Here is a 26,109-nt window from a genome sequence, read left to right as displayed (position 1 = left end):
GGCTCCCACCTCGTAGCTGCCCGCTGATCGTAGCGGTCGTCACATTCCGCCGGTGGGCCCGGTCCCGGCCCCGGCGTTCGCCTCGGCCGCGCGCTGGCGGGCCTCCTGGCGGTCCAGCTCGCGGTCCAGCCGGCGGGCCTCACGCTCCGACTGTTTGATCCACTGCACCACCAGCACGGCCAGCATGGTGACGCTGACGAACTCGCCGCCGGCCCAGAGGACGCCGCCGGCGACCACCTGGTCGTTGCGCGGGTCGGACCAGGCCAGGTTCAGCGACGGGTACCAGTCGCCGCCGAGCAGCGTGGTGCTCTGCATGATGGTGAGCCCGAGCACGGTGTGGAACGGCACCGAGAGCAGCATGAGCAGCGCGCGGGCCGGGTACGGCCAGCGTCCGGGCAGCGGGTCCAGGCCGAGCAGCGGCCAGAAGAAGACGCAGCCGGTCATGATGAAGTGCGCGTGCACCAGCTCGTGCGCCCACTCGTGGCGCAGCGTGAACTCGTAGAGGTTGGTGAAGTAGAGCACGAACGGGTTCGCCACGAAGATGGCGAACGCCACCAGCGGGAAGGTGTAGACCCGGGCCACCCGGCTGTGCACGACCGCGAGCAGCCGCTTGCGGGGCCGCACCGGCAGCGTGCGCAGCGCCAGCGTCACCGGGGCGCCCAGCGCCAGGAAGATCGGCGCGATCATCGACAGCACCATGTGCTGCACCATGTGCACCGAGAGCAGCGCGGTGTCGTACGCGCCGAGCCCGCTGACCGTGACCGCGGCGATGCCGCCGAGCCCGGGGCCGAGGAACGCGACGGTACGCAGCACCGGCCACCGGTCACCGCGCAGCCGCAACCGGTGCACCCCGTAGAGGTAGAGCCCGGCGGCGAGCACCAGGCCCAGCGTGAGCCAGCTCTCCAGCCGGGTCTCGGTGAGCACCCGGGCCACGGTGAACGGCGGTGGGGCGGCCTCGCCTCCCGCCGCCAGGGTCGCCGGGGCGGCGGCCGAGGTGACGGCGAGGATCTGATCGACGTGCAGCACGCTTTTCAGGGTAGGTCAGGCGAAGCGGACGACCACGATCGGGCCACTGCGGGCACCGGTTTGCCACCCCGCTGATCGTCGGTCCCGGTCAAGGGCAATAATGACCGCGTGACTGCGGCCCCAGCCATTGACAAGAGCCGGATCCACTCCCTGACGCGGCCGAACATGGTCAGCGTCGGGACGATCGTGTGGCTCTCCAGCGAACTCATGTTCTTCGCGGCGCTGTTCGCGATGTACTTCTCGATCCGCGCGGCGGCGCCGGAGCAGTGGGAGAAGCACACCGAGGTTCTCAACATCCCGTACGCGACCACCTTCACGGTGATCCTCGTGCTCTCCTCGGTGACCTGCCAGCTCGGTGTCTTCGCGGCCGAGAAGGGTGACGTCCACGCCCTGCGTCGGTGGTTCACGATCACCTTCGTGATGGGTCTGATCTTCGTGCTCGGCCAGGCGAACGAGTACCGGACCCTGGTGCACGAGGGCGTCAAGATCAACGAAGACGGTTTCGGGTCGATGTTCTACCTGACCACCGGCTTCCACGGTCTGCACGTGACCGGCGGGCTGATCGCCTTCATCATCTTCATGGTCCGCACCACCATGGGTCGGTTCACGCCGGCCCAGGCGACCTCGGCGATCGTGGTGTCCTACTACTGGCACTTCGTCGACGTCGTGTGGATCGGGCTGTACGCCATGATCTACTGGCTTCAGTGATCTTGGCGCGTTCCGAACCGCGCCGCTGCTCCGTCCCCTGAGACAAGGTCCAACCGGTTAAGGACACAGGTCATGACTTCTGACAACGACCGCCGACGCGGTCTGCTCGCGCGGCTGCGCGGGCGGCCCGTGGCGCGCAGCAGGGGCCGCCGCCGGCTGGGTGCCGCGGTCCGGCTGGCCGCCGCGCTGATGCTGGCCGGCGGCGCCTACACCGTCTTCGCCCCGGGCGTGCAGGCGCAGGACAACCCGCCGCTGACCGCCGCCGGTAACGAGGGCAAGGCGCTGTTCGATGTGAGCTGCGTGACCTGTCACGGTCGCAACGCCCAGGGCGTCGAGGGTCGGGGCCCGAGCCTGATCGGCGTCGGGTCGGCCTCGGTCGAGTTCCAGGTCGGCAGCGGCCGCATGCCGATGGCCCGGCAGGAGGCGCAGGCCATGCGCAAGCCTCCGCAGTTCACCGACGAGCAGGTGCGCCAGCTCGGGCAGTACATCCAGGAGCTCGGTGGCGGCCCGCAGGTGCCGTCGGGCAACCTGCGTGACGGCGCCAACATGGCCACCGGTGGCGAGCTGTTCCGGATCAACTGCTCGCAGTGCCACGCGTTCGGCGGCGGCGGTGGGGCGCTCTCCTCCGGAAAGTACGCCCCGAGCCTCAAGCCGGCCAGCGACCGGCAGATCTACGCCGCCATGCTGAGCGGCCCGCAGAACATGCCGGTGTTCGGCGACAACCAGATCACTCCGCAGGAGAAGGCGGACATCATCGCCTACATCCAGGAGACGCTGAAGAGCGACCAGGACCAGGGCGGTTTCAACCTGGGTCGGTACGGCCCGTCGACCGAGGGTCTGGCGATCTTCCTGGTCGGCATCGTCGCGCTGGTCTTCGCGAGCCTGTGGATTGCGGGCAAGTCGTGACCCAGGCGAACATCTGTATCATTGCCCTGGTGCCGGCCACCGGTGCCACGCGTAGCGAGGTGACGGCATGAGCACCCACACCGAGCACCAGGCCCCGCAGGGTCCGGAGCCGGTCGACGTGTACGACCCCCGGCTCTCCCGGTTCGAGATCGTCCAGGAGGGCGCCCGGCGGGACGACATCGAGATCGTCCACTACGAGGAGCAGGTCGTCCCGGGCAGCAAGGCGGAGCGCCGGCTGACCCGTACGGTCGCGCTGATGTTCCTGTTGACCGGCGTCGCCGCCACCGCCTTCCTGGTGATCTACATCTGGTGGCCGTGGCAGTGGGAGGCCGGACGCGGCGGCGACAAGCTCTACACGCCGCTGCTCGGCCTGACCCTGGGCCTGGCCCTGCTCGGCGTCGGCTTCGGCATCCTGACCTGGGGCAAGAAGTTGCTGCCCAAGGAGGTCTCGATCCAGGACCGGCACGACCAGGGCGGCAACCCGGAGGATCGCAAGATCACCGGCGAGACCATGCTCTACCTGGCCGACGAGCTGGGCGTGAAGCGGCGTCCGCTGCTCGGCATCTCGCTGCTGGCCGGCCTGGCGCCGGTCGGCGCGGTCGCCGCGGCGCCGCTGATCGGTGGTCTGATCGAGCAGCCGCACAAGAACAACCAGATGTTCACCACCGGCTTCGCGCCGGCCGAGGGCGGTGAGAAGATCCGGCTGATCCGCGAGGACGGCCGGCCGATCCGCCCGGCGGACGTCAGCGTCGGCGGCCAGCTCACCGTGTTCCCGGGCATCGAGGGCGGCGTCAGCAACCGGCACGCCGACTCCCCGACCCTGCTGATCCACCTGCGCGAGGACGACGCGCAGAAGTCGCGCGCGGCCAACGAGCGCAAGGGCCGCGGCGACTACATGTGGGGCAACTACGTCGCGTTCTCCAAGATCTGCACGCACGCCGGTTGCCCGGCCAGCCTCTACGAGCAGCAGACCAACCGGCTGCTCTGCCCCTGCCACCAGTCCCAGTTCCTCATCACCGACAACGCCAAGCCGATCTTCGGCCCGGCGAACCGGCCGCTGCCGCAGCTGCCGATCGAGGTGGACGAGGAAGGCTTCTTCGTGGCGAGGTCCGACTACACCGAGACCATCGGTCCCGACTTCTGGGAGCGGCCATGAAGCGCCGAAAGTTCGATGCGGCCGCGCTGCCGGCCAAGACCGCCGGGGCGGTGGACGACCGTTTCCAGGTCGCCACGCCGCTGCGCAAGCTGCTGAACAAGGTCTTCCCCGACCACTGGTCCTTCCTGCTCGGCGAGATCGCGCTGTTCTCGTTCGTGGTGCTGTTGCTGACCGGTGTGTTCCTGACCTTCTTCTACGAGCCGGCGATGACCGAGGTGACCTACGACGGCAGCTACGCGCCGCTGCGGGGCACCCCGATGTCGGCCGCGTACGCCTCCAGCCTGGACATCTCGTTCGACGTCCGGGGCGGTCTGATCATGCGGCAGATGCACCACTGGGCGGCCCTGCTGTTCATGGCCGCGATCGTGGTGCACATGCTCCGGGTCTTCTTCACCGGCGCGTTCCGCAAGCCGCGTGAGACCAACTGGATCATCGGCTCGCTGCTGTTCTGGGTCGGTTTCCTGGCCGGCTTCACCGGCTACTCGCTGCCCGACGACGGCCTCTCCGGCACCGGCCTGCGGATCGCCTCCGGCATCATCCTGTCGATCCCGGTGGTCGGCTCCTGGGTCAGCTCGTCGATCTTCGGCGGCGAGTTCCCCGGCATGATCATCATCAGCCGTTTCTTCATCGCCCACGTGCTGCTCATCCCGGGCCTGCTGGTGGCGCTGATCAGCGTGCACCTGGGCCTGGTGTTCAAGCAGAAGCACACCCAGTGGCCCGGCCCCGGCCGGACCAACGAGAACGTGGTCGGCGAGCGGATGTTCCCGCGCTACGCGCTCAAGCAGGGCGGCTTCTTCATGGTCGTCTTCGGCGTGATCGCGCTGATGGGTGGCCTCTTCCAGATCAACCCGATCTGGTACTTCGGCCCGTACGAGGCGTGGGTGGTCTCGGCGGCCAGCCAGCCCGACTGGTACGTCATGTTCCTCGACGGCTCGACCCGACTCATGCCGGGCTGGGAGATCAGCATCCCGATCGGCGACGGGTACGTCATCCCGCCGCTGTTCTGGCCGACGGTCGTGCTCCCCGGCATCCTGGTGGGCCTGTCGACGATGTACCCGTTCCTGGAGGCCCGTCGCCTCAAGGACTACAAGCACCACAACCTGCTCCAGCGGCCCCGGGACGTGCCGGCCCGGACCGCGGTGGGCGCGATGGCGGTCGCCTTCTACGTCGTGCTGACGCTCTCCGGCGGCAACGACGTGATCGCCGACAAGTTCCACATCAGTTTGAACGCGATGACGTGGGCCGGCCGGGTCGGTCTGCTGGTGATCCCGCCGCTGGCCTACTACGTCACCTACCGGATCTGCCTGGGTCTCCAGCAGCACGACCGGGAGGTGCTGGCCCACGGCGTGGAGACCGGCATCATCAAGCGGCTGCCCGACGGCCGGTTCGTCGAGATCCACCAGCCGCTCACGTCGGCGGACGGGCACGACGGCCACGCGCCGGCGCTTGACTACGTCGGCTGGGTGGTGCCGAAGAAGATGAACCGGCTCGGTGCCCTCGGGCCCGCCATCCGGGGCTTCTTCTACCCGATCGAGAAGCCGGCCGAGGCGCCGGTCTCGCCGGGCCACCCGCCGGTCGAGCCCCGAGGAGAGCGGGAGGAGATCGGCAGCGGCGAGAGCCGACGCTGACCCTTCCGGGTACGACTGACCGTGGCGCCCGCCGGACTCCTCCGGCGGGCGCCACGTCCGTTTCCGCCCCGATCGGCGGTTCGGTGCGCCCCGGACGGGTGGAATCGCAGGAATAACCCCGGTCAGCCGGGTATCCGTGCGGTCCGACGTCTCATGGGGGAGGAACGCATGTGGGGAATCAAACGCCTGGGTCTGCTGGCCGCGCTGGTGGTCGTGGGGCTGGCGCCCGCCGCCGCGGCACAGGCCGCGGCGCAGCCGTCGACGCAGGACACCCAGTATCTGCAGGCGGTGCACCAGGTCAACCTGTTCGAGATCACCGCCGGTAACCTGGCCCAGCAGAAGGGCCAGAACCAGCAGGTCAAGGACCTGGGCAAGATGTTCGTCACGGACCACACCCAGCTGGACCAGACGGTCAAGTCGACCGCGCAGCAGCTCAACGTGCAGCTGCCGGCCGACCCGACCGCCGACCAGCAGAAGGTCCTCGACAAGCTGAACGGGCTCAACGGCGCCCAGTTCGACAAGGCGTGGGTGACCGCCCAGCTCGCCGGCCACGTCCAGGCCATCCAGGCCACCCAGACGGAGATCTCGCAGGGCTCCGAGCAGTCGGTGGTGCAGCTCGCCCAGGACGCGCTGCCGGTCCTGCAGGCACACTACGACGCGCTGGTGGCGCTGGCCCAGACGCTGGGCGTCCCGGTGCCGCAGACCAGCGCCAGCGGCACGCCCAGCCCGGGCGGCACCACGTCGCCGGCACCGGGCGGCACCGAGTCGTCCGCGCCGGGCGGCACCGGGACCGAGGAGCCCGCTCCGGGCACCACGGAGACCCCGGCGCCCGCGCAGAGCTGACCCGACCGCACGACCGGCGGTGGCCGGTCCGCCCCTCGCCGGGGTGGGCCGGCCACCGGCGTCTCAGTCGGCGCTGGCCAGCCCGATCGCGAACGCCTCCTCCAGGTCGTGCTGCGAGTAGGCCCGGAACGCGATGTGCGACTCGGTGTTGAGCACACCGGGCACCTTGGAGATGCTCCCGGCGATGACCTGGGCGATCTGCTCGAACTCGCGGACCCGGACCATGGCGATCAGGTCGACGTGCCCGGCCACCGAGTAGACCTCGCTGACGCCGGGCAGGGCGGCCAGGTTCTCGGCCACCTCGGGGATGGAGTCGGTGGCGCAGTCGATCAGCACGATCGCGGTGATCACGGGACGTTTCTCCGTTCGTCGGCGACGAGCCCCATGCTAGAGCCCACGCCGGTCACCGCGCGGCCGGGACGGTCAGGTCGGCGCCGGCCCGGATCACGCCGTCGAGGCGTTCCCCGGCGGCGACCGTCGCGCCCGGCCAGATCACCGACCGGTCGACCGCGCCGTGGACCCGCGCGCCGGCGCCGACCACCGAGCGGGTGACCGGCCCGGCCACCGTCGCGGACGGGTCGACCAGCCCGGCAGGACCGGCGGCGTGCAGGTTGGCGGCCAGGTAGTCGGCCGGTGTGCCGGTGTCGTAGAACGTCCCCGGGTAGCGGACCACGGTCAGCGCCCCGGCCGCCTCCGCCGGCCGCCACACCGCCCGGACCAGCTCGTCGAACGTGGCCGGCAGGTCCCGGACCAGCCGCCAGGGCAGCAGCGACAGACCGGCGAAGCGGTGGCCGGCGAAGGTGCCGGGGGCGGCCGGGTCGTCCGCCGGCCGACCGAGCAGGCGTACGCTCCGCCCGTCCCAGCCGTCGCACAGCGCGGCCACGTCGGGGCCGGGTGGCGCCGCCGGGTCGGCCAGGTACGCGTCGGCGTTGGCGACCAGCACGCCCCGCCCGGCGATCCAGTCGCGCAGCCGGCCGACGCCGCCGGCGGTGCCCAGCGGTTCGCCCGGTTCGACGGAGAGGTGGGCCCGGTCGCCGACCCACGCGGTCACCTGGTCGCCCAGGTAGCAGGCGTTCACCGCGACCCGCTCGGGGCCGGTCAGACCGAGGCCGGCGAGCCGGGCCAGGGCCCGGTCGAGCAGCGGCACGTTGCCGACCGGGCAGAGCGCCTTGGGCACCCGCTCGGTGAGCGGGCGCAACCGGGTGCCGGCGCCGGCCGCCAGCACCACCGCGCACACCTCGACCCCGGCCGCCGGGCCGGACGAGTCGGGGACCGGTGCGTTCACGCGCTCGGTGGCGTCGCCGGCGGGACCTCGCCGGCGCGTGGGCCGATGCCGTAGTGGGCCAGCAGGTTGGCGGTGGCGCGGCTGAGCCGGGGCAGATCGTCGAGCGGGTGCCAGGCGGCCTCCAACACCTCGGCCCCGTCCACCTTGAGCGTGGTGCTCGACGCCGGCACCGTCACCTCGAAGACCACGTCCACCCAGCCCTTGGCGTGCACCACCGCGTTCGGCACCGCGGGCCGGAGCCGGTCTGGGGAGAGCCGGACGCCGGACTCCTCGTGCAGCTCCCGGGCGGCGCCGACCACCGGGGGCTCACCGCGTTGCAGCAGGCCGGCGGGGAGGCTCCAACTGTGGCCGGGGGGTTGGCGCAGCAGCAGGATCCGTCCCGCGCCGGTGGCCTCCGCGTCCCGGACCAGCGTGACCGCGCCGACGATGTACTTCGGCACGGCCAGCCGGACCAGCCGCCGCCGCAGCGGGACCGGCAACCGGTAGAAGAGGCGGTAGCCGAAGGCCCGTCCGGTGGCACGCGCGCGGGGGATCATGCGTTCAGGCTAGTGGCAGGCGGGTCGGCGGGGGCGAAGGCCCTTCACCTTACTGCCGGTGGTCGACCAGGTCGATGAGCTGCTGGACCACCGCGTCCGGCTCGACCGAGCGGTCGAAGACCGCGACCAGCAGCGTCTCCAGGTCGGGGTAGCCCAGTTCCTCGGAGAGCCGCAGCAGGGGCAGGTCGCTGGCCAGGCCCCGGTTGTGCTTGCGCAGCGCCAGGCCGATCGAGGCGCGGCCGAGCCGGACCTTGTCGGCGATCGAGATGCCCGGCTCGGTGTGCTCGGCGAACCACCTGTTGATCTGCATCTGGGCGTGCGGGGACTTGACGAAGCCCAACCACTCCCGGCGCGGACCGCGGGGCGCGACGTCGGCCTCGAAGCCGCTCTCCGCGTCGCTCTCGGTGAAGATCTCCACCACGTCGCCCTCCTCCAGCTCGGAGGAGAGCGGGGCCAGCCGGCCGTTGATCCGGGCGGCGAGGCAGTGGTCGCCGCGTTCGGTGCCCAGCTCGTACGCGAGGTCGACCGGGGTGGCCCCGGCCGGCAGCACCAGCTGCCGACCGTCGGCGACCACCTGGATCTGCGCCTCCGACAGGTCACAGCGCAGCGACGCCATGAACTGGGTCGGGTCGACCGTGTCCTGCTCCCAGTCGAGCACCCGGCGCAGCCAGGACAGCTCGTCCGTCCGGTCGGCGGCCCGGCCGGCGGCGCGCGGGAAGCGGTAGTGGGCGGCCACGCCGTACTCCGCGGAGCGGTGCATCTCGGTGGTGCGGATCAGCACCTCGACCGTGCGGTCCTGCGGGCCGCAGACGCTGGTGTGCAGCGACCGGTAGAGGTTGTTCTTCGGGGAGGCGATGAAGTCCTTGAAGCGGCCCGGTACCGGTCGCCAGAGCCCGTGTACGGCGCCCAGCGCGGCGTAGCAGTCGGTCGCCGGGCCGTCCACCACGATGGCGATGCGGGGCAGGTCGTACGGGGCGGCGTGGCCGCCGGCGACGGTGTCCTTCCAGATCGAGTAGAGGTGCCGCGGGCGGGGGGAGACGTCGGCGTCCACCCGGCTGCGGCGCAGCGCCGCCCGGGTGCGGGCCACCACGTCGGCGAGGTAGGCGTCCCAGCCGGGTCGGTCGTGCACGAACCGGGCGATCCGCGCGTGCTCCTCGGGCCGCAGGTGCAACAGCACCACGTCGTCCAGCTCGCGTTTGAGCGTCTGGATGCCCAGCCGGTCGCAGAGCGGGACCAGCACGTCGAGGGTCTTGCGGGCGATCCGCTCCCGCGAGGCGGCGGAGCGGACGCCGAGCGTCCGCATGTTGTGCAGCCGGTCGGCCAGCTTGATGACCAGCACCCGGACGTCCTTGCCGGCCGCCACGATCATCTTGCGGACGGTCTCCGCCTCGGCGGCCTTGCCGTAGAACGCCTTGTCGAACTTGGTCACGCCGTCGACCAGGTGGGCCACCTCGCGGCCGAAGTCCTCCTGGAGCGCCTGGAGCGTGTAGCGGGTGTCCTCCACCGTGTCGTGCAGCAGCGCGGCGACCAGCGTGGTGGTGTCCATGCCGAGGTCGGCGCAGATCTGCGCCACCGCGAACGGGTGGGTGATGTAGGGCTCGCCGCTCTTGCGGAACTGGCCGCGGTGCATGTTCTCGGCGATCGTGTACGCCCGGCGCAGCACCGAGACGTCGGCGCTGGCGTGGATGCCACGATGGGCGCGGACCAGCGCGGTGACCGGGTCGCCGTCGGCGGTGGGCCAGGTGAGCAGCGAACGCAGCCGGCGGGTGAGCGGTAGCTCGCCCTGGTTCGGAAGGGCGCCGCCCAGGGCGGCGCCGTGTCCGGCGTCGACGTCCACCTGGGACACCTCCTCACCCGGCCCGCGGTCACCGGGGCCGGTGACCGGGAGCAGACCCGCGAATCGGGCAGTGCTGCACTTCTTCAACAGCCTAAGGGAGTCGGCGTCGTCCGATCGGACACTTGGTCATGAGCGTTCGGTCGAGAGTTGGTGGGATCCGCCGTTCTCGGCCTTCGCCAGCAGTTCACGGAAGCGTCCCGCGCCGGCCACCGGCGAGGCCCATCCGGCGGTGCTCTCGACCAGCCGCGTCTCCGGCCGTTCCAACCAGGACAGGATCCGCTCGGTCTCCTCGGCGGTGGCCGCCGGCACCGGCCCGTGCCCGGGCAGCACCGTCTCGGCGGTGGCCCGGATCGCCGCGATGGTCGGTCGTGGGTGGACACCGGGTGGCGACACGCCGGCCCCGGCGAGCCGCCCGTGCCGGACCAGCGCCAGCTCCCAGCCGCCCCGGGCGGCGGGCCGGGCGGCGGCCAGCTCGGCGATGCCGGTCAACGCCGCCAGGCGCTGCATCCGGACCGCCGCGCGCAGCACCGCGACCAGCCGGCCCCGCGCCACCGCCGCCTCCTCGTAGCGCTGGGCGGCGGACAGCACCTCGATCCGGGCGAGCAGGGCGTCGACCACCACGGCGGGATCGTCGCGGGTGGCGGTGCGGAACGGGGTGGCGGCGGCGTGTTCGTACTCCTCCGGGGTGATCCGGTGCTCGCAGGGCGCCGGGCAGCGACCCAGCTCGGCCAGCGCGCAGGCCGGCATGGTGGTGCGCCGGGAGAGCCGGTGGGTGCACTGACGCAGCGGCACCGCGTCGTGGAAGCCGGCGGCGGCCAGCTCCGCGGCCTGTTTGGACCGGAACGGGCCGAGGTAGGCGGTGTCGGTGGGGCCGAGGTCGCGGACGACCGACAACCGGGGGTACGCCTCGTCGGTGAGCTTCAGCCAGACCTGGCGCTCCGGGTATTTCGACCGGCGATTGTACGGCGGGGCGTGCGCGGCGATCAGCCGCAGCTCGCGGACCTCGGCCTCCAGCGAGTGGGCGCACTCGACCGCCTCCACCCGCTCGGCGGCGGCCAGCATCTCGGAGATCCGGGCCCGTTTCTCGCCGGCGGTGAAGTAGCTGCGCACCCGGGTGGCGATGTCGCCGGACGTGCCGACGTAGAGCGGCCGGTCGTCGGCGGCCCGGAAGATGTAGACGCCGGGCACCTTCGGCAGCCCCTCGGCGAGGTGCCGCTTGCGGCGCTGGGTCGGGGTGACCGCCCGGGCGAACTCGATCGCCTCGCCGATCGTGTCGACCCGGTGCCCGCCCAGGCGGCTGATCAGCCCGTGCAGCACGTCGACGGTGGCCTTGGCGTCGTCGAGCGCCCGGTGGGTGGGCTGGGTGGCGGTGCGGAAGTAGCCGGCCAGCGTGCCCAGCTTGCGGTTGGGCACCTCGTCGCGGGTGAGCACCCGCCGGGCCAGCGCGGCGGTGTCCAGCACCCGCGGGTTGGGCCAGCGGTAGCCGTGCTTCGCGCAGGCGGCCTTGAGGAAGCCCACGTCGTAGGGGGCGTTGTGGGCCACCAGCACGGCGTCGGTGAGGAACTCCAGGAAGCTCGGCAGCACCTGCTCGATCGGCGGGGCGGGCACCAGCATCGCCTGGGTGATCCCGGTCAGCACGGTGATGAACGGCGGGATCGGCACGCCCGGGTTGACGAGCGTGGCGAGCACGCCCAGCTCATCGCCGCCGCGGACCTTCACCGCGCCGATCTCGGTGATCCCGCCGCCGTCCGGCGCGCCGCCGGTGGTCTCCAGGTCGACGACCACGAAGGTGGTCGCGTAGAGCGGCAGCGCGGGGTCGACGCCGCTGCCCGCCGCCCGGTCCAGACCGGCCAGCGACTCCTGGACGTACTCCGTTCCCGTCACCAGCGGGACGGTAACGGCACGGTCCGACACTCGCGTCACTCCGGCCCCGCTGATACCACGGGGGTACGATGAGAGATCGGCTCACTCACCGGGCGGTGGGCCCGTTCGGGGTGGGAGACTTGCCACATGCCCCTCACCGAGCCGCACGACGACCGCTCCTCCGCGGAGGAGCCGGTGGTCGGCGCGCCCGAGCCCGGTGAGGACCCGTCGCCGCCCGAGCCCGAGCCCACGCTCCCCGAGCCGGTCCGCCAGCGGATCGTCGCGCTGACCGCCGCGGTCCTGCCCGGCCTGCCCGCCGACGAGGTGCCGGTGCCGCTGCGCCGGGTCGCCAAGTTCGCCCCCAACCGCCGCGCCCGGCTCGGCGCTCCGGTGATCGCCGCCCAGCTCACCGCCGACCCGCTGTTCCGGCAGCGGGTCACCGCCCGGGTGCTGGCCGACGCCGGTGACCTCGGCGCGGCGGTGGTCGAGGGCACCGCGCCGGCCGCCGCCGACCCGGTCGAGGTGGCCGCGCTGGCCTACCTGGCCCGGCCCCGGGGCTGGCGGGAGCTGATCGAGGCCAGCGGCGAGGCGGTGCGCGCCGAGGCGGACAGCGCGGTCGTGGCCGAGCTGGTCCGGGAGGCCGAGCAGCGGGCCACCCGCGCCGAGCACGACCGGGCGGTGGCCCGGGTCGAGGCCGAGAAGCTCCGCGACGAGCTGGCCCGGGTCCGCGAGGAGCTGGGCCAGCTCCGCGAGGAGGCCCGGCAGTTGGCCCGTACCCTGCGGGAGACCCAGGCCCGGGAGCGCCGGGCCACCGAGCTGCTGGCCACCGAACGGGGCCGGGCGGCCCGCGCGGCGGCCGACGCGGACGCCGAGCTGCGCCGCGCCCGGGCCCGACTGGCCGAGGCGGAGGCCGCCGCCGGGGTGGCCCGGGCCAGCGCCAAGGAGGCCCGCTCCGTCGACGACGCCCGGCTGTGGCTGCTGCTGGAGACGATCGGCCAGGCCGCGGTCGGGTTACGCCGGGAGCTGGCACTCGACCCGGTGGACACGCTGCCGGCGGACTTCGTCGCCGACGCGTTCGCCGACCAGCCCGGCGCCGCCCAGGCCGGACCGGCGACCCGGGCCCGCGACACCGACGACCCGGCCCGGCTCGACCAGCTTCTCGCGCTGCCCCGGGCGCACCTGGTGGTGGACGGCTACAACGTCACCAAGCGCGGCTTCGGGGAGATGTCGCTGGAGCAGCAGCGCAAGCGGCTGATCACCGGGTTGGGCGGGATCGCGGCGCAGACCGGGGACGAGGTCACCGTGGTCTTCGACGGCGCCGAGCGGATCCACGGGCTGCCGCCGGCGCCGCGCGGCGTACGGGTGCTCTTCTCCCGCAAGGGCGAGACCGCGGACGAGCTGATCCGGCGGCTGGTCCGCGCCGAGCCGGCCGGCCGGCCGGTGGTGGTCGTCTCGTCGGACCGCGAGGTCGCCGACGGGGTACGCCGGCACGGCGCGTACCCGCTGGGCGCCGACTCGCTGCTGCGCCGGCTCGCCCGCTCCTGACCCGCTCGCGCCGCTTCGGCGGACTGGTGACTGGATGATCGTTTTCGGGGTGGGTGCTGCCTCGTTGTCCGGTTCTGTCGTACCCGACGCATAGCCTTGCGGTGACCGACGGTGGTGGCCCCTTCCCCGACCGCCACCGGCGACCGCGTCAGGAGGCGTTCATGCTCATCGACTGCGACGGCTGCGGCATCCGCGGCGCCGGCTGCGCCGGGTGCCTGGTGACCGCGCTGCTCGACCCCGAATCCCCGGCGGCCGACCTGGGCCCGGCCGAGCACCGGGCGATCGAGGTGTTCGCCCGGGCCGGCTTCGACGTGGAGGTGCTGCCACCGGCGGCCACCCCCGCACCCGCATCCGCACCCGCACCCCGTCGCGCCACCCGCCGCCGCCGGGTGGCCTGACCCGCCGCCCGTCGTCCACAGCCCCACCCAGGCGGCGCCGCCCGGGCACCGGGCCGTCCCGCCGCGCCCGGGCCATAGGATGGGCGGTCACGGCGGGAGGGGAGCGGCATGACGCGGACGGGTGGCGACGGCGGGGTGGGGTGGTGAGCCCGCGCGCCTGGGCGCTGCTGACCCTGGCCGGGCTGGCGGTGGCGCTCGTCGTCACCGTGGCGCTGCTGGTGCCGTGGAGCCGGCCGCCGGCGCCCCGCGCCGACCAGCTCGCCGCGTTGCGGGCGCTCCCGGTCGAGCAGGTGGCCCGAGGCCGGGCGTTCAGCGGCGCGTTGCGCCCGGCCGGCTGGTCGGCGCTCGTCGTCGGTCTGGTGGTGGCGCTGCTGCTCGGGCTCACCCCGCTGGGCGGGCGTCTGGTCGAGTTGGCCGGCCGGCCCTTCGGCGGGCACTGGGTGGCCCAGGCCGTGCTCGGCGGGTTGGGCGTCATGGTCCTCGCCGACCTGCTCACCCTGCCGTTCGCGGCCTGGCGGCGCACCGTGCTGGTCCGCTACGGGCTGAGCACCCAGGGCTGGGGCGGCTGGACGGTCGACCTGCTCAAGTCGTACGCGGTCAGCGCGGTCCTCGGCGCGCTCGTCCTGCTCGCCTTCTACTCGGTGGTCCGGCTCGCCCCCCGGTGGTGGTGGGCGTACGGCGCGGCCGGCGCCGCCGCCCTGGTGGTGATCCTGTCGTTCGTGCTGCCGGTGCTCGTCGAACCGGTGTTCAACAGGTTCACCCCGATGGAGCCGGGCCCGCTGCGCACCGAGCTGACCGCCATGGCCGCCCGGGACGGGGTCCCGGTCCGCGACGTGCTGGTCGCCGACGCGTCCCGGCGGACCCGGGCGGTGAACGCCTACGTCTCCGGGCTCGGGCCGACCCGGCGGGTGGTGGTCTACGACACGCTGCTGCGCGAGGCGGAACCGGCGGAGGTGACAAGCGTGGTCGCCCACGAGCTGGGGCACGCCAAGGACCGCGACGTCTGGACCGGCACGCTGATCGGCGCGCTCGGCGCCGCCGCCGCGGTGGTGGCGCTGTACCTGGTCGGCTCCTGGGCCCCGCTGCTGCGGCTGGCCGGCGTCGACTCCATCGTCCAGCCGCGGGCGTTCCCGCTGCTCGTCGCGCTGGTCACGGTGGTCGGGCTGGTGGCCACCCCGGTGCAGGCGCTGGTCTCCCGACGGGTGGAGGCGCGGGCCGACGCGCACGCGCTGGCGCTCACCGGCGACCCGACGACGTTCGAGGCGATGCAGCGCCGGCTGGCCGGGGTGAACCTGGCCGACCCCGACCCGCCGCGCTGGGAGTACCTGTGGTCGGCGTCCCACCCGTCCACCGTGGAGCGGATGGCCGCCGCCCGCGCCTACGCCAGGGAGCACGGCCGATGAGCCGCACCTTGCTGATCACCAACGACTTCCCGCCCCGCCCCGGCGGCATCCAGTCCTTCGTGCACAACCTCGCGGTGCGCCAGCCGCCCGGCTCGGTGGTGGTCTACGCGTCGAGCTGGCGGGACGCGGAGAAGTTCGACGCCGACCAGCCGTTCGAGGTGGTCCGGGAACGCACCCGGGTGCTGCTGCCCACGCCGCTGATCGCCCGTCGGGCGGCCCGGCTGGCCCGGGCGTACGACTGCGACACGGTCTGGTTCGGCGCGGCGGCGCCGCTGGGGTTGCTCGCGTCGGGGCTGCGCCGCCGGGCCGGGATCCGCCGGGCGGTGGCGCTGACGCACGGGCACGAGGTCGGCTGGGCCGCGTTGCCCGGCGCCCGGTCCGCGCTGCGGCGCATCGGCCGGGGCGTGGACGTGACCACCTACCTCGGCGAGTACACCCGGGTGCGGCTGGCCCGGGCGTTGGACGGGCTGACCGAGCTGCGCCGCCTCGCGCCCGGCGTCGACGTGGAGACCTACCATCCCGGCGTCGACGGCGAGCCGGTCCGGGCGCGGCTCGGCCTCGCCGACCGGCCGGTCGTGGTGTGCGTGTCACGGCTGGTGCCGCGCAAGGGGCAGGACGCGCTGATCCGGGCGTTGCCGGAGATCCACCGCCGGGTGCCGGACGCCGCGCTGCTGGTGGTCGGCGGCGGGCCCTACCGGGCCACCCTGGAGAAGCTGGCCCGGCAGGCCGGGGTGGAGCGGGACGTGGTCTTCACCGGCTCGGTGCCCAGCGCCGAACTGCCCGCGCACTACGCCGCCGGCGACGTCTACGCGATGCCCTGCCGCACCCGCAACCGTGGGCTGGACGTGGAGGGCCTCGGCATCGTCTACCTGGAGGCGAGCGCGACCGGGCTGCCGGTGGTGGCGGGCGACTCCGGTGGCGCGCCGGACGCGGTCCGCGAGGGGGAGACCGGGTACGTGGTCCGGGGCCGGGACGTCGCCCAGCTCGCCGACCGGGTGGCGACCCTGCTCGCCGACCGCGACCTCGCACGCCAGCTCGGCGCGGCCGGCCGGGCCTGGGTCGAGCGGGAGTGGCGCTGGGAGACCCAGGCCGAGCGGATGGCCACACTGCTCGCCGGCTGACCGACGCCCGAGCGGTTCACCGGCCACCGCCGTCCCGTCTCCGCCTCACCCGTGCGCCGCTTCCCGCCCGGACCCGTCGAGCGCGCCGCCCGCCCGCCCCCGAACCGCGTCCCGCCCCGAGGGCGAGGTCGTGGCACTCCGGGCGGACGGCGCGGGCTCGCCGGCGGCGACGTGTCAGGCGGGGGCCGCTTCTCTCCTCGACGCGGTGGGCGGGGCCTCCTCCGGACGCTCGGCCGTGCGACGCGACAGCCGTCCCGGCCACCAGACACGCACGCCCAGGTCCAGGGTCAGCGCCGGGATCAGCAGGCTGCGAACCAGGAGCGTGTCGAGCAGGATCCCGACCGCCACGATCACCCCCATCTGCACCGACGGCACCAGCGGCAGCACCAGCAGGGCGCCGAAGGTGGCCGCCAGCACCACCCCGGCGCTGGTGATCACGCCGCCGGTGACGGTGAGCGCCCGCAGCGTCCCGGGCCGGTGCCCGATCGACGCGGTCTCCTCCCGGGCCCGGGTCATCAGGAAGATCGTGTAGTCCACGCCGAGGGCGACCAGGAACAGGAACGCCTGCAACGGCACGCCGACGAACAGCCGCGGGTGGCCCAACGCGTCGAGCAGCAGCCCGGCGGCGCCCATCGCCGCCGCGTACGACAGCACCACGCTCGCCATCAGCAGCAGCGGCGCGACGAGCGCGCGCAGCAGGAGCATCAGGATCACCAGGACCACGGCGAGCACCAGCGGGATGACCACCCGGTTGTCCCGGTCCACGGTGCGTCGCTCGTCGAGCAGCGTCGCGGTGCGCCCGCCGACGAGCGCCTGCGACCCGGGCACCGCGTGCACGGCGGTGCGCAGCCGGCCCACCGTGTCCCGGGCCGCGGCGCTGTCCGGGGCGGCGGCGAGCACCGCGGTGACGCGTACCCAACGACCGTCGGCGGACCGCTGCGGACCGCCCACCTCCGCGACGCCCGGCACCGCGCGGACCGCGCCCGTGACCAAATCGGCCGTGCCGGCGGCGGCCAGCACCTCGACCGGCGCGACCGACCCGCCCGGGTAGTGGGCGGCGACCAGCCGCTGACCGGCGACCGAGCCGACCTCGGTGGTGAACGACTCGTCGTCGGGCAGGCCCAGGGTGAGATTGCCGATCCCGAGGGTCAACGCGACCAGGGCGACGGCGGTGCCCACCCAGACCGGGCGCGGCCGGCGACCGACCAGGCCGGCGATCCGCTGCCACACCCCGTGGTCGGCGCCGAGGTCGCGCTCGTCCGCGCCGGGCGTGTGGCGCGGCACGAACGGCCAGAACAGCCACCGCCCGCACACCACGAGCACCGCCGGCAGCAGCGTGGTCATCGCCAGCAACGCGGCCACGATGCCGACCGCGCCGACCGGTCCCAGGCCGCGGGTGGCGGGCAGGTCCGCCGCGACGAGGCAGAGCAGCCCGAGCGCGACAGTCGCCGCGGAGGCGCAGACCGCGCCGTACGACCGGCGCAGCGCCACCGCCATCGCGGCGTGCCGGTCGGCGTGCCGGCGCAGCTCCTCGCGGTAGCGGGCGATGAGCAGCAGGGCGTAGTCCACGCCGACGCCGAAGACCAGCACGGTGAGGATGGTCTGGCTCTGGAAGTCCACCGTCAGGCCGGCGTGCCGGGCCAGCAGGTAGACGGTGGCGCCGGCGAGCTGGTTGGCGACGCCGACCGCGAGCAGCGGCACCAGCCACAGCACCGGGCTGCGGTAGGTGACGAGCAGGAGCAGGGCGACGGTGACGGCGGTGGCCAGCAGCAACGCGCCGTCCATCCCGTCGAACGCGTCCCAGACGTCGCTCTCGGCGACCGCGTCGCCGGTCAGCGCGGTCCGCAGGCCGGGCGCCGCGTCGGCGAGCCGGTCCTTCATGGCACGTACCGCGTCGGCGCGTCGCTCCTCGTCGAGGGTGACCGGGAGCGAGAACAGCAGCGCCCGGCCGTCCGCGCTCGGCGCCGGCGCGGAGACCGCGCCGCCGTCGGCGTACCCGGCGAAGGCCGCCCGGTCGGCGTCGACCCGGGCCCGGTCGGCGGCGGTGAGGCCGGTGTCGCGGACGTACACGGCGACGGCCAACTGCCGGCGGGACTCGGGGAAGGCGGCTTCGGCCCGCTGTGCGGCGCGGCTGCTCTCGACGCCGGGCGGCAACGCACCGAGCGTCGAGTTGTCCTGCGTCTCGCCCAGCTTCAACGCGAGCGGCCCGGCGACCGCGAGCAGCGCCAGCCAGAGGACGAGGACGGCGTACTTGCCGCGGCGGCCGGCGGGCAGCCGGGCCGTTCGGTGCGGGGACATCAGGGTTCCTCTCACTCGTCGCCCGGCGCGGACCGCGGGCCCTGACTCGATCCTTCGGGCCGGCGGCCCGCCGGTCAGGGGTGCCGCCCCGACTCCACGGGTGGTGCCAGCACCACCGGCGGACCGGCGGTGATACCGGAGAATGGAACTCGTGGACGCATCGGTACGGGCACTGCTCCGGACCCGGCTGCGGCCCGCCGCGGTGACCGCCGCCCAGGGGCTGCTGACCGCGCTGCTGTCGTTGACCACGCACGTGGCCCTGTTCGTGCTGTCGCTGGTCGCGCTGTTGCTGATCCCGGCGTTCGGCGTCGGCTTCGCCCTCTTCCCGGTGGTCACCGGCGCGGTCCGGATCTGCGCCGGGCTGCACCGCCGGCTGGCCCGGTGGAGCGGCGTCGAGATGCCCACGCCCTACCTGCCCGCGCCGGCCGGTGCCCAGTTCGGCACCTGGCGGCGGTTCCGGTGGGTGGTGGGCGACCCGGCGACCTGGCGGGATCTGGCCTGGCTGCTGCCCGGCGCGGTCACCGGCGCGGTGTGCCTGGCCGCGTTCGTCCTCCCGCTGTACGGGCTGGAGGGGTTGATCGGCGTGCCGCTGGTGCTGCGTGCCGTCGGCGTCTGGTACGGCTACGGCCCGTTCTGGCCGCTCGACAATCTCGTCGAGGCGGTGCTCTGCGTCCCGTTGGGCGCGCTGCTGCTGGCCGCCGGGGTGGCCACCGGGCGCTGGCTGGTCTGGCTGCACGTGACGTTCGCCGGGTTCTTCCTGACCCCGACCCGCGGCGCCGCGCTGGCGCTGCGGGTGCGTCAGCTCACCGTCACCCGGGCCGAGGCGGTGGACGCGCAGGCCGCCGAGCTGCGCCGGATCGAACGGGACCTGCACGACGGGGCGCAGGCCCGGCTGGTCGCGCTGAGCATGAGCATCGGGCTGGCCGAGCAACTAATCCGTGACGACCCGGAGGCGGTCCGCCGGCTGCTCGCCGAGGCCCGGGAGACCAGCGGCCAGGCCCTGGCCGAGCTGCGCGGGCTGGTTCGCGGCATCCACCCGCCGGTGCTCGCCGAGCGTGGCCTGCCCGGCGCGGTACGGGCGCTGGCGCTGGCCGTGCCGCTGCCGGTGGAGGTCACCGTCGACCTGCCCGGCCGGGCCGCCGCCCCGGTCGAGTCGGCCGTCTACTTCGCGGTCGCCGAGGCGCTGGCCAACGTGGGCAAGCACAGCGGGGCGACCCGGGCCTGGGTGGAGCTGCGGCACGCCGACGGGCGGCTGACCGCCGTGGTCGGTGACGACGGCCGGGGCGGGGCGGCGCCGGCGGCCGGCGGCGGTCTGGCCGGGACCGGACGCCGGCTGGCCGCGTTCGATGGGACGATGGCAGTGACCAGTCCGGCCGGTGGACCCACCGTCATCAGCATGGAGCTGCCGTGCGCGTTGTCATCGCCGAGGATCTCGCCCTCCTCCGAGACGGGCTGACCAGGATCCTGGAGGCGTTCGGCTGCCAGGTGGTGGCGGCCGTCGACAACGGACCGTCAGTGCTGCCCGCGCTGGCCGCGCACCGGCCGGACGTCGCGGTGATCGACGTACGGCTGCCGCCGACGTTCAGCGACGAGGGGTTGCAGGCGGCCGTGCGGGCCCGCGCCGAGCTGCCCGGGCTGCCGGTGCTCGTGCTGTCCCAGCACGTCGAGCAGCTCTACGCCCGTGAGCTGCTCGCCGACCGGCGCGGCGGCGTCGGCTACCTGCTCAAGGACCGGGTGTCGCACGTGGACCAGTTCGTCGACGCGGTGCGCCGGGTCGCCGCCGGCGGCACCGTGATGGACCCGGAGGTGGTGGCCCAGTTGCTGGCCCGCCGCGACGGCGCCGGGCCGCTCGCCGAGCTGACCGCGCGGGAACGCGAGGTGCTCGGCCTGATGGCCGAGGGCCGGTCGAACGCCGCGGTGGCGGCCCGGCTGTTCGTCACCGAGAAGGCCGTCGACAAGCACATCAACAGCATCTTCAGCAAGCTGCGGATGCCGCCGTCCGGTGACGACAACCGGCGGGTGCTGGCCGTGCTGGCCTATCTGGACGGGGCGGACACCCGCCGCCAGGCGGGCTGACCGGGTGCGGCGACCGGGTGTGGTACGTGAACCAGACGTCCGCTCAGCCCTCGGATTCGGGGCTGGCTCGCCGCCACAGCCAGACACCCACCAGTACGCAGGCGGCTCCAGCCACCGCGATGCCAACCTTTGCCGCACCGGGGACGTCGTCCAGGAAGGGAAAGGCGCGGGAGGCTGCCAGCGCCAGGAACGCGACGACGAAGAGAACGAGGGCCAGAACGCGCTGACCGGTCATGGGTGCCTCCGGGGTCGGGAAAGGTTCGGCCAGGTTGTTAAGCGGGGCCCCCTCCTATGCCTGAAGCGTTAAGAAGGGGCCCCTCCTTACGCCGCGGGCGCGCGGGTGAGGTGTTGCAGCGCCGAGCCGGGGCGGCCGAAGTGCCAGCCCTGACCGGCGTCGCAGCCGATGGCGCGCAGCCGGTCCGCCTGACCGGCCGTCTCCACCCCCTCGGCGGTGACCGTGAGGTCCAGGGCGTGCGCCAGCGAGACCAGCGAGGCGAGGATCCGCTCGTCGGTACGGCCGCCCGGATCGCCGGCCGGCGCGCGCAGCCCGGTCACGAACTCGCCGGCCACCTTCAACTCGGTCACCGGCAGGTCCCGCAGGTACGCGAGATTGCAGTAGCCGGTGCCGAAGTCGTCGATGGCCACCCGGACGCCCAGGTCGCCGAGCACCCGCAGGGCCCGGACCGGCTCGACCACGGTGCTCATCATGGTGCTCTCGGTGACCTCCAGTTGCAGCCGTTCCGGGGGCAGGCCGGTGCGGCCGAGCACGCCCCGCACCTCGGGCACCAGGTCGGCCCGGTGCAACTGGCGTACGGCCAGGTTGACGCTGACGAACGGCGCGTCGCCACCCGCCGCCGACCAGGTGCCCGCCTCGCGGCACGCCTCGGCCAGCACCCAGCTGCCGAGCCGGACGATCAGGCCGGTCTCCTCGGCCAGCGGGATGAAGCTGTCCGGCCGGAGCACCCCCAGCTCCGGGTGGCGCCAGCGCACCAGCGCCTCCATGCCGAGCACCCGGCCGTCACGCAGCGACGTCAGCGGCTGGTAGTCGAGGTAGAACTCGCCCCGGTCCAGCGCGGCCGGGATCGCCGCGGAGAGCGCGTACCGGGCCAGCTCGCGGCGGTTACGGTCGGCGTCGAACAACGACCAGCGGGCCCCGCCGGCGGCCTTGGCCCAGTGCAGCGTGCTGTCCGCGGCGCGCATCAGCTCCATCGGGGAGGTGCCGGCCACCGGCCGCTCCACGATGCCGATGCTCGCCGACACCGTCAACTCGTGCCCGTCGACGAGCGCGGGCTCGCGTACCGCCTCCAGCGCCGCCTCGGCGACCTTGACCACGTCGTCGGTGCCGGCGGTGCGCTCCACCAGGATCACGAACTCGTCGCCGCCCAGGCGGGCCACCAGGTGCTCGCCGAGCGTCCGGCGCAGCCGCTGCGCCACCGCCACCAGCAGCGAGTCGCCGACCTGGTGACCGAGGGAGTCGTTGACCACCTTGAACCGGTCCAGGTCGAGGAAGCAGACCCCGATCCGGTCCGCGCCCCGGCCGGGCGCGACGATCGCGGCGGTCAGCCGCTCGGTGAACAGCGTGCGGTTCGGCAGGTCGGTCAGCGGGTCGTGGGTGGCCTGGTGCCGGAACCGGGCCTCGCTGTCCCGCAGCGCCCGTTCGGCCTGGGCGCGCGCCATCATGGCGGCCCGCCGGATGGACTCCTGCTCGTCCAGCGTGCGGTCGCGCAGCGCCCGGGCGTACCCGGTGGCGACGGTGGCGAGCAGCCGGGACATCCGGTCCTCGACGTCGTCGACGTCCAGGTCGAGGTCGCGGACCAGCCGGAGCTGGATCACCTCGACGGTGCGACCCAGGCCCTCGGCGGAGGCGATGTGCGACTGCACCAGCTCCGCGCCCACCTGCTGGCCGATCCGCAGGTCGAACGGGTCGGCGCGCATCGCCTGCGCGAGCCGCTCGGTGAGCCGTTGCAGCATCTCCTCCAGTTGCGCCTGGGTCATCGGCAGGTAGCTGGTCCCGGAGACCGCCTTGGCCCAGGCCCGGGCGAAGACGCCGGGGCGGCAGCGGCCGGCGGCGGTCACGGTGGCCACGTCGTCAGGCACCGAGCCGCCCGACCCCGCCCATGAAGACCGCCCGTTCGGCGTGTTCCGCCTGGTCGGGGGCGTCCGGTCGCCACTGCGGCACCCACACCACGCCCGGGTCGACCAGCTCGAACCCGGCGAACAACGCGGTCAGCTCGGCCCGACCGCGGATGAAGAGCTGGCTGTCGGTGCGCCGGTAGACCCGTTCCGCCTCGGCCCGCTCGCCGGTGCCGTCCCGGCCGTCGTCGCTGGCCTGGGAGAGCACCAGGTGGCTGCCGGGCGCCAGCGCCGCGCGCAGCGTCCGCAGGATCTCCTCCGGGCGGTCGGAGTCCGGGATGAAGTGCAGCACCGCCACGATCATCACCGCGACCGGCTGGGTGAAGTCGATCAACCGGGTGACGTCCGGATGGCGCAGGATCGCCACCGGGTCGCGCAGGTCCTCCCGGACCACGGCGGCCCGCTCGTTGCCGGCCAGGATCTCCTGGCTGTGCGCGACCGCCACCGGGTCCACGTCGACGTAGACCACCCGGGAGTCGGGGTCGATGCCCTGGGCGATCTCGTGCACGTTGCCCACGGTCGGGATGCCGGAGCCGATGTCCAGGAACTGCCGCACCCCGGTCTCGGCCAGGTAGTGCACCGCCCGGCGGAGGAAGGCGCGGTTGGCCTGGGCCATCAGCGGGGCCTCCGGCACCGCCTCGACCATCGCCCGCGCGGCGGCCCGGTCGGCCGCGAAGTTGTGCGAACCGCCCAGGTAGTAGTCGTACATGCGGGCCACGCTCGGGCGTTCGATGTCGATCGTCTCGGGTGCCCAGTCCGGCCGCTGCATGTCCCTGCCCCTTGGGTGTCGGCGACGCGCGGCGTCACCGCCGCGCGGATCACCCGGGTATTCTGCCCGGCCGCTGTCGCGGTGCAAAGACCGCCGCCGTTCCGCGTCCGGCCGTTCACCGTACGCGGTCGACCCGCGCCCGGAATGCCGGAGAGGCCCGCGTCCGGCGTGCGGACGGGGCCTCTCCGGCGGTGCCGTCAGAACTTCGGCGCGTCGGGGGCCTCCAGCAGCCCCAGCCGCAGCGCGGTCATCAGCGCCTGGGCCCGGTTGGCCGCGCCCAGCTTCTCGTAGAGCTTGGAGATGTGGGTCTTGGCGGTGGACTCGCTGACGAAGAGCTGCTTGGCGATGCCGGCCACGCTCATGCCGTCGGCGAGCAGCCGCAGCACCTGCCCCTCGCGGGGGGAGAGCTGCGGACCGGACGGGGCCAGCCGGCGCTTCATCGCCTCGGCCAGGTCGGCCGCGGTGAACGCGCTGGGGGAGGAGGCGGCGTGCCGGGCGGCGGCCACCACCTCGTCGGCCGGGGCGGTCTTCGGGACGAACGCGCTCGCCCCCGCCTCCAGCGCGCCGAAGAGCTGGTCGTCACCGGCGTACATGGTGAGCACCACGATGCCCATCGAGGCGCTGGACTTGCGCAGCGCGCGGGTGGCCTCCAGGCCGCTGCCGTCGGGCAGTCGCAGATCCATGATCACCACGTCGGGCTGGAGCGCGCCGGCCTGGCGCACACCCTCCGCGGCCGTGGCGGCCTCACCCACGACCTCGAACTGCCGGTCCCGCTCGAAGGCGTGCCGCAGACCCTTGCGGATCAGGTCGTGATCGTCGACAAGGAGAACCTTGGTCCGGGTGGCCGGTGTCGGGCTAGTGGTCATCCTCGGGTTACTCCCCTTCTGCTGCTGCGGCGCTGCCGCGCACCTTATCGCGCCGGGGCGACGAGCCGAGTACCACCGCCACGGTTGTGCCGCTGGGTTGCCGCGGCCTGATCTCCAACCGGCCTCGGATACGTTCCGCCCTCTCCGCCATGATCGCAAGACCATAGTGCCCCTCGGGCCGCTGGTCACCGATGCCGTGACCGTCATCCGACACTTCGATCCGGGCGTACGGGGGATCCACCTCACAGGTGACCCAGAGGTTCGACGCGCCGGCGTGCTTGCGCGCGTTGGTCACCGCCTCCTGGGCGATGCGCAGCAACTCGGCCTCGGTGGCGGCCGGCAGCCGGGCGGTGGACTCGTCCAGGGACAGGTTCACCCGCAGCCCGCCGGAGGCGCCGACGGTGCGGGCGTACTCGGCGATCGCCGCCGCCAGCCCACCGTGCCGGTCCACCTCGCTGCGCAGCTCGAACAGGCTCAACCGCAGCTCCTGGATCACCCGGGTGACCTCGTGCCGCAGCGTACGCAGCGCCTCGGCGGTCTCCTTCGGGTCCTCGTCGACGTACGCCAGCGCGTTGTCGATGCCGTACCCGACCATCACCAGCTCCTGGGCGACCCCGTCGTGGATCTCCCGGGCCAGCCGCTGCCGCTCCTCGTTGGTGGCCAGCGAGCGCACCTCGTCGAAGAGCAGCGCGGCCTCCAGCCGCAGCGCCGCCGGGCCGGTCAGCGCGGTCACCCGGGACACCACCGGCGGCGGGTACGCGGCGCCGGTGTCCGCCTCGATCACCACCAGGCCGACCGTGCGCACGCCGGCGACCAGCGGCACGATCAGCGCGGACACCTCGCCGGAGTGCCGGGACCGGGCCTGCGAGCGGGCCGAGACGGTCGGCTGCTGGCTGGCCCAGGCGTCGGCGATGGCGGAGTCGGCGTCGAGCGTGGTCTCCCAGTCGACCCGGTCCGCGCCGATCTGGGCGAGCACCACCAGCCGGCCGCCGCCGCTGGCGGAGAGCACCGCGCCCCGGTCGGTCTTCGCCACCACCCGCAGCTCCTCCAGCAGGTGCTCGGAGATGCCGCCCGGGTCCAGGGTGGCGCCGGGGAGCTGCCGGGCCACCGTCCGGAGCTGGGTCAACAGCCGGGTGGCCTCGGCGTACGGCTGGGGTTTGCCCTCGCCGCGGACCCGCATCACCCGCTGGAGCGTGCCGGCGGTGTAGAGGCCGAGGCCGGCCAGGATCAGCCACTGCGCGCAGACCGCGAGGTAACCGAGCTGGCCGAGCTGCGGCTCGCCGCCGACGTCGGTGAACGCGGCGCTGACCAGCAGCGTCGCCGCGGTGACCGCGAGCAGCGCGGCGCCCTCGGAGAACCGGCGGCGCAGCGCGGTCACGGTGACCGGCACGGCCAGGTACGGCAGCACCGCCGACGCGCCCATCCCGTCGGTGACGCCGGTGAGGTGGGCGTCGGCGGCGACCTGGCTGGCGGCCAGCCCGAGCACCACCACCTCGGCGAAGCGGCTGATCGGGGTGAGTAGCCGGTGCTGCGGGGCCAGGACGGCGGGCAGCCCGGCGACGCCGAGCAGGGCGATCCACCAGAGCTCGGTGGCGTCGCGGGTGGCGAACAGGGTCAGGGCGGCGACCAGCGCGAGGAGAACCGCGCGGGCCGCGACCGCGAGGAGCTGCGTCTGCGGCTGTCCGGATGTGGAGGCGGGCACCTGACGGATC

General features: G+C 73.8%; 23 protein-coding genes. 11 read left to right on the top strand and 12 right to left on the bottom strand.

Features of this window, described 5'->3' with window-relative positions; translation table 11 throughout:
* Nucleotides 1–39 precede the first annotated feature (39 nt).
* Nucleotides 40–1,026 (bottom strand): cytochrome c oxidase assembly protein, encoded by a 987-nt coding sequence (locus OG767_RS23875; protein WP_374709193.1) that lies wholly within the window; start codon nt 1,024–1,026, stop codon nt 40–42.
* A gap of 108 nt (nt 1,027–1,134) precedes the next feature.
* On the opposite strand from OG767_RS23875, the gene OG767_RS23870 reads away from it, so the two are divergent.
* The 5 genes from OG767_RS23870 (at nt 1,135) to OG767_RS23850 (ending at nt 6,267) form a co-directional block, all read left to right on the top strand.
* Entirely contained in the window at nt 1,135–1,734 is a 600-nt protein-coding gene (locus OG767_RS23870) for a heme-copper oxidase subunit III (RefSeq protein WP_281936738.1), read from the top strand.
* Nucleotides 1,735–1,806: 72 nt separating this feature from the next.
* Nucleotides 1,807–2,640 (top strand): c-type cytochrome, encoded by an 834-nt coding sequence (locus OG767_RS23865; protein ID WP_107159950.1) that lies wholly within the window; start codon nt 1,807–1,809, stop codon nt 2,638–2,640.
* A 67-nt stretch (nt 2,641–2,707) separates the two neighbouring features.
* Nucleotides 2,708–3,796 (top strand): ubiquinol-cytochrome c reductase iron-sulfur subunit, encoded by a 1,089-nt coding sequence (locus OG767_RS23860; RefSeq protein ID WP_405090592.1) that lies wholly within the window; start codon nt 2,708–2,710, stop codon nt 3,794–3,796.
* A complete protein-coding gene (locus tag OG767_RS23855; RefSeq protein WP_405090591.1) occupies nt 3,793–5,424 on the top strand; it encodes a cytochrome bc complex cytochrome b subunit in 1,632 nt (543 codons plus the stop codon). The genes OG767_RS23860 and OG767_RS23855 overlap by 4 nt, the downstream gene beginning before the upstream one ends.
* A gap of 168 nt (nt 5,425–5,592) precedes the next feature.
* On the top strand, nt 5,593–6,267 hold the full coding sequence (locus OG767_RS23850) for a DUF4142 domain-containing protein (RefSeq protein ID WP_396771321.1): 675 nt from the start codon (nt 5,593–5,595) through the stop codon (nt 6,265–6,267).
* Nucleotides 6,268–6,330: 63 nt separating this feature from the next.
* Here the strand turns inward: OG767_RS23850 and OG767_RS23845 are convergent, their stop codons facing one another.
* The 5 genes from OG767_RS23845 to OG767_RS23825 all read right to left on the bottom strand — a co-directional run bounded on the left by OG767_RS23845 (nt 6,331) and on the right by OG767_RS23825 (nt 11,809).
* Nucleotides 6,331–6,618 (bottom strand): Lrp/AsnC family transcriptional regulator, encoded by a 288-nt coding sequence (locus OG767_RS23845; RefSeq protein ID WP_107159942.1) that lies wholly within the window; start codon nt 6,616–6,618, stop codon nt 6,331–6,333.
* A 52-nt stretch (nt 6,619–6,670) separates the two neighbouring features.
* On the bottom strand, nt 6,671–7,552 hold the full coding sequence (locus OG767_RS23840) for an NDP-sugar synthase (RefSeq protein ID WP_405090590.1): 882 nt from the start codon (nt 7,550–7,552) through the stop codon (nt 6,671–6,673).
* A complete protein-coding gene (locus OG767_RS23835; protein ID WP_405090589.1) occupies nt 7,549–8,088 on the bottom strand; it encodes an NUDIX hydrolase in 540 nt (179 codons plus the stop codon). The genes OG767_RS23840 and OG767_RS23835 overlap by 4 nt, the downstream gene beginning before the upstream one ends.
* A gap of 49 nt (nt 8,089–8,137) precedes the next feature.
* Nucleotides 8,138–9,925: a RelA/SpoT family protein gene (locus OG767_RS23830; RefSeq protein ID WP_405090588.1), complete on the bottom strand. Its 1,788-nt coding sequence runs from the start codon at nt 9,923–9,925 to the stop codon at nt 8,138–8,140.
* A gap of 126 nt (nt 9,926–10,051) precedes the next feature.
* Nucleotides 10,052–11,809 carry a DEDD exonuclease domain-containing protein gene (locus tag OG767_RS23825; RefSeq protein ID WP_405090587.1) on the bottom strand — a complete coding sequence of 586 codons (1,758 nt, stop codon included), beginning with the start codon at nt 11,807–11,809 and terminating at the stop codon, nt 10,052–10,054.
* Nucleotides 11,810–11,935: 126 nt separating this feature from the next.
* Between OG767_RS23825 and OG767_RS23820 the strand changes: the two genes are divergently transcribed.
* The 4 genes from OG767_RS23820 to OG767_RS23805 all read left to right on the top strand — a co-directional run bounded on the left by OG767_RS23820 (nt 11,936) and on the right by OG767_RS23805 (nt 16,255).
* A complete protein-coding gene (locus tag OG767_RS23820; protein ID WP_405090586.1) occupies nt 11,936–13,333 on the top strand; it encodes an NYN domain-containing protein in 1,398 nt (465 codons plus the stop codon).
* Nucleotides 13,334–13,494: 161 nt separating this feature from the next.
* Nucleotides 13,495–13,731 (top strand): hypothetical protein, encoded by a 237-nt coding sequence (locus OG767_RS23815; protein ID WP_405090585.1) that lies wholly within the window; start codon nt 13,495–13,497, stop codon nt 13,729–13,731.
* A gap of 143 nt (nt 13,732–13,874) precedes the next feature.
* Entirely contained in the window at nt 13,875–15,134 is a 1,260-nt protein-coding gene (locus tag OG767_RS23810; RefSeq protein ID WP_405090584.1) for a M48 family metallopeptidase, read from the top strand.
* Nucleotides 15,131–16,255 carry a glycosyltransferase family 4 protein gene (locus OG767_RS23805; protein ID WP_405090583.1) on the top strand — a complete coding sequence of 375 codons (1,125 nt, stop codon included), beginning with the start codon at nt 15,131–15,133 and terminating at the stop codon, nt 16,253–16,255. Before OG767_RS23810 ends, OG767_RS23805 begins: the two co-directional genes overlap by 4 nt.
* 174 nt (nt 16,256–16,429) lie before the next feature.
* Here the strand turns inward: OG767_RS23805 and OG767_RS23800 are convergent, their stop codons facing one another.
* The gene (locus OG767_RS23800; protein WP_405090582.1) at nt 16,430–18,553 is read right to left on the bottom strand and encodes an MMPL family transporter; all 2,124 of its coding nucleotides are present in this window, start codon (nt 18,551–18,553) and stop codon (nt 16,430–16,432) included.
* A 142-nt stretch (nt 18,554–18,695) separates the two neighbouring features.
* Between OG767_RS23800 and OG767_RS23795 the strand changes: the two genes are divergently transcribed.
* The gene (locus OG767_RS23795) at nt 18,696–20,009 is read left to right on the top strand and encodes a sensor histidine kinase (protein ID WP_405090581.1); all 1,314 of its coding nucleotides are present in this window, start codon (nt 18,696–18,698) and stop codon (nt 20,007–20,009) included.
* On the top strand, nt 19,961–20,629 hold the full coding sequence (locus tag OG767_RS23790) for a response regulator transcription factor (RefSeq protein WP_281936710.1): 669 nt from the start codon (nt 19,961–19,963) through the stop codon (nt 20,627–20,629). Before OG767_RS23795 ends, OG767_RS23790 begins: the two co-directional genes overlap by 49 nt.
* Nucleotides 20,630–20,672: 43 nt before the next feature.
* Here the strand turns inward: OG767_RS23790 and OG767_RS23785 are convergent, their stop codons facing one another.
* The 5 genes from OG767_RS23785 to OG767_RS23765 all read right to left on the bottom strand — a co-directional run bounded on the left by OG767_RS23785 (nt 20,673) and on the right by OG767_RS23765 (nt 26,099).
* Nucleotides 20,673–20,864, bottom strand: coding sequence for a hypothetical protein (locus OG767_RS23785; protein ID WP_405090580.1), 192 nt, complete (start codon nt 20,862–20,864; stop codon nt 20,673–20,675).
* 86 nt (nt 20,865–20,950) lie between these two features.
* Nucleotides 20,951–22,624: a putative bifunctional diguanylate cyclase/phosphodiesterase gene (locus tag OG767_RS23780; RefSeq protein WP_405094288.1), complete on the bottom strand. Its 1,674-nt coding sequence runs from the start codon at nt 22,622–22,624 to the stop codon at nt 20,951–20,953.
* A gap of 94 nt (nt 22,625–22,718) precedes the next feature.
* Nucleotides 22,719–23,531: an SAM-dependent methyltransferase gene (locus OG767_RS23775; RefSeq protein ID WP_405090579.1), complete on the bottom strand. Its 813-nt coding sequence runs from the start codon at nt 23,529–23,531 to the stop codon at nt 22,719–22,721.
* Between the two features lie 197 nt (nt 23,532–23,728).
* On the bottom strand, nt 23,729–24,397 hold the full coding sequence (locus OG767_RS23770) for a response regulator transcription factor (RefSeq protein WP_007072219.1): 669 nt from the start codon (nt 24,395–24,397) through the stop codon (nt 23,729–23,731).
* Nucleotides 24,398–24,404: 7 nt separating this feature from the next.
* Complete coding sequence (locus tag OG767_RS23765; RefSeq protein ID WP_405090578.1) at nt 24,405–26,099, bottom strand: GAF domain-containing sensor histidine kinase; 1,695 nt, start codon at nt 26,097–26,099, stop codon at nt 24,405–24,407.
* Between the last annotated feature and the right edge of the window lie 10 nt (nt 26,100–26,109).

Origin of the sequence: Micromonospora sp. NBC_01392 (genome assembly GCF_045040125.1) — a bacterium.
Taxonomy (GTDB): Bacteria; Actinomycetota; Actinomycetes; order Mycobacteriales; family Micromonosporaceae; genus Micromonospora.
The sequence above is the reverse complement of the archived record's forward strand: the minus strand, read 5'-3'. Positions and strand labels throughout refer to the sequence as shown.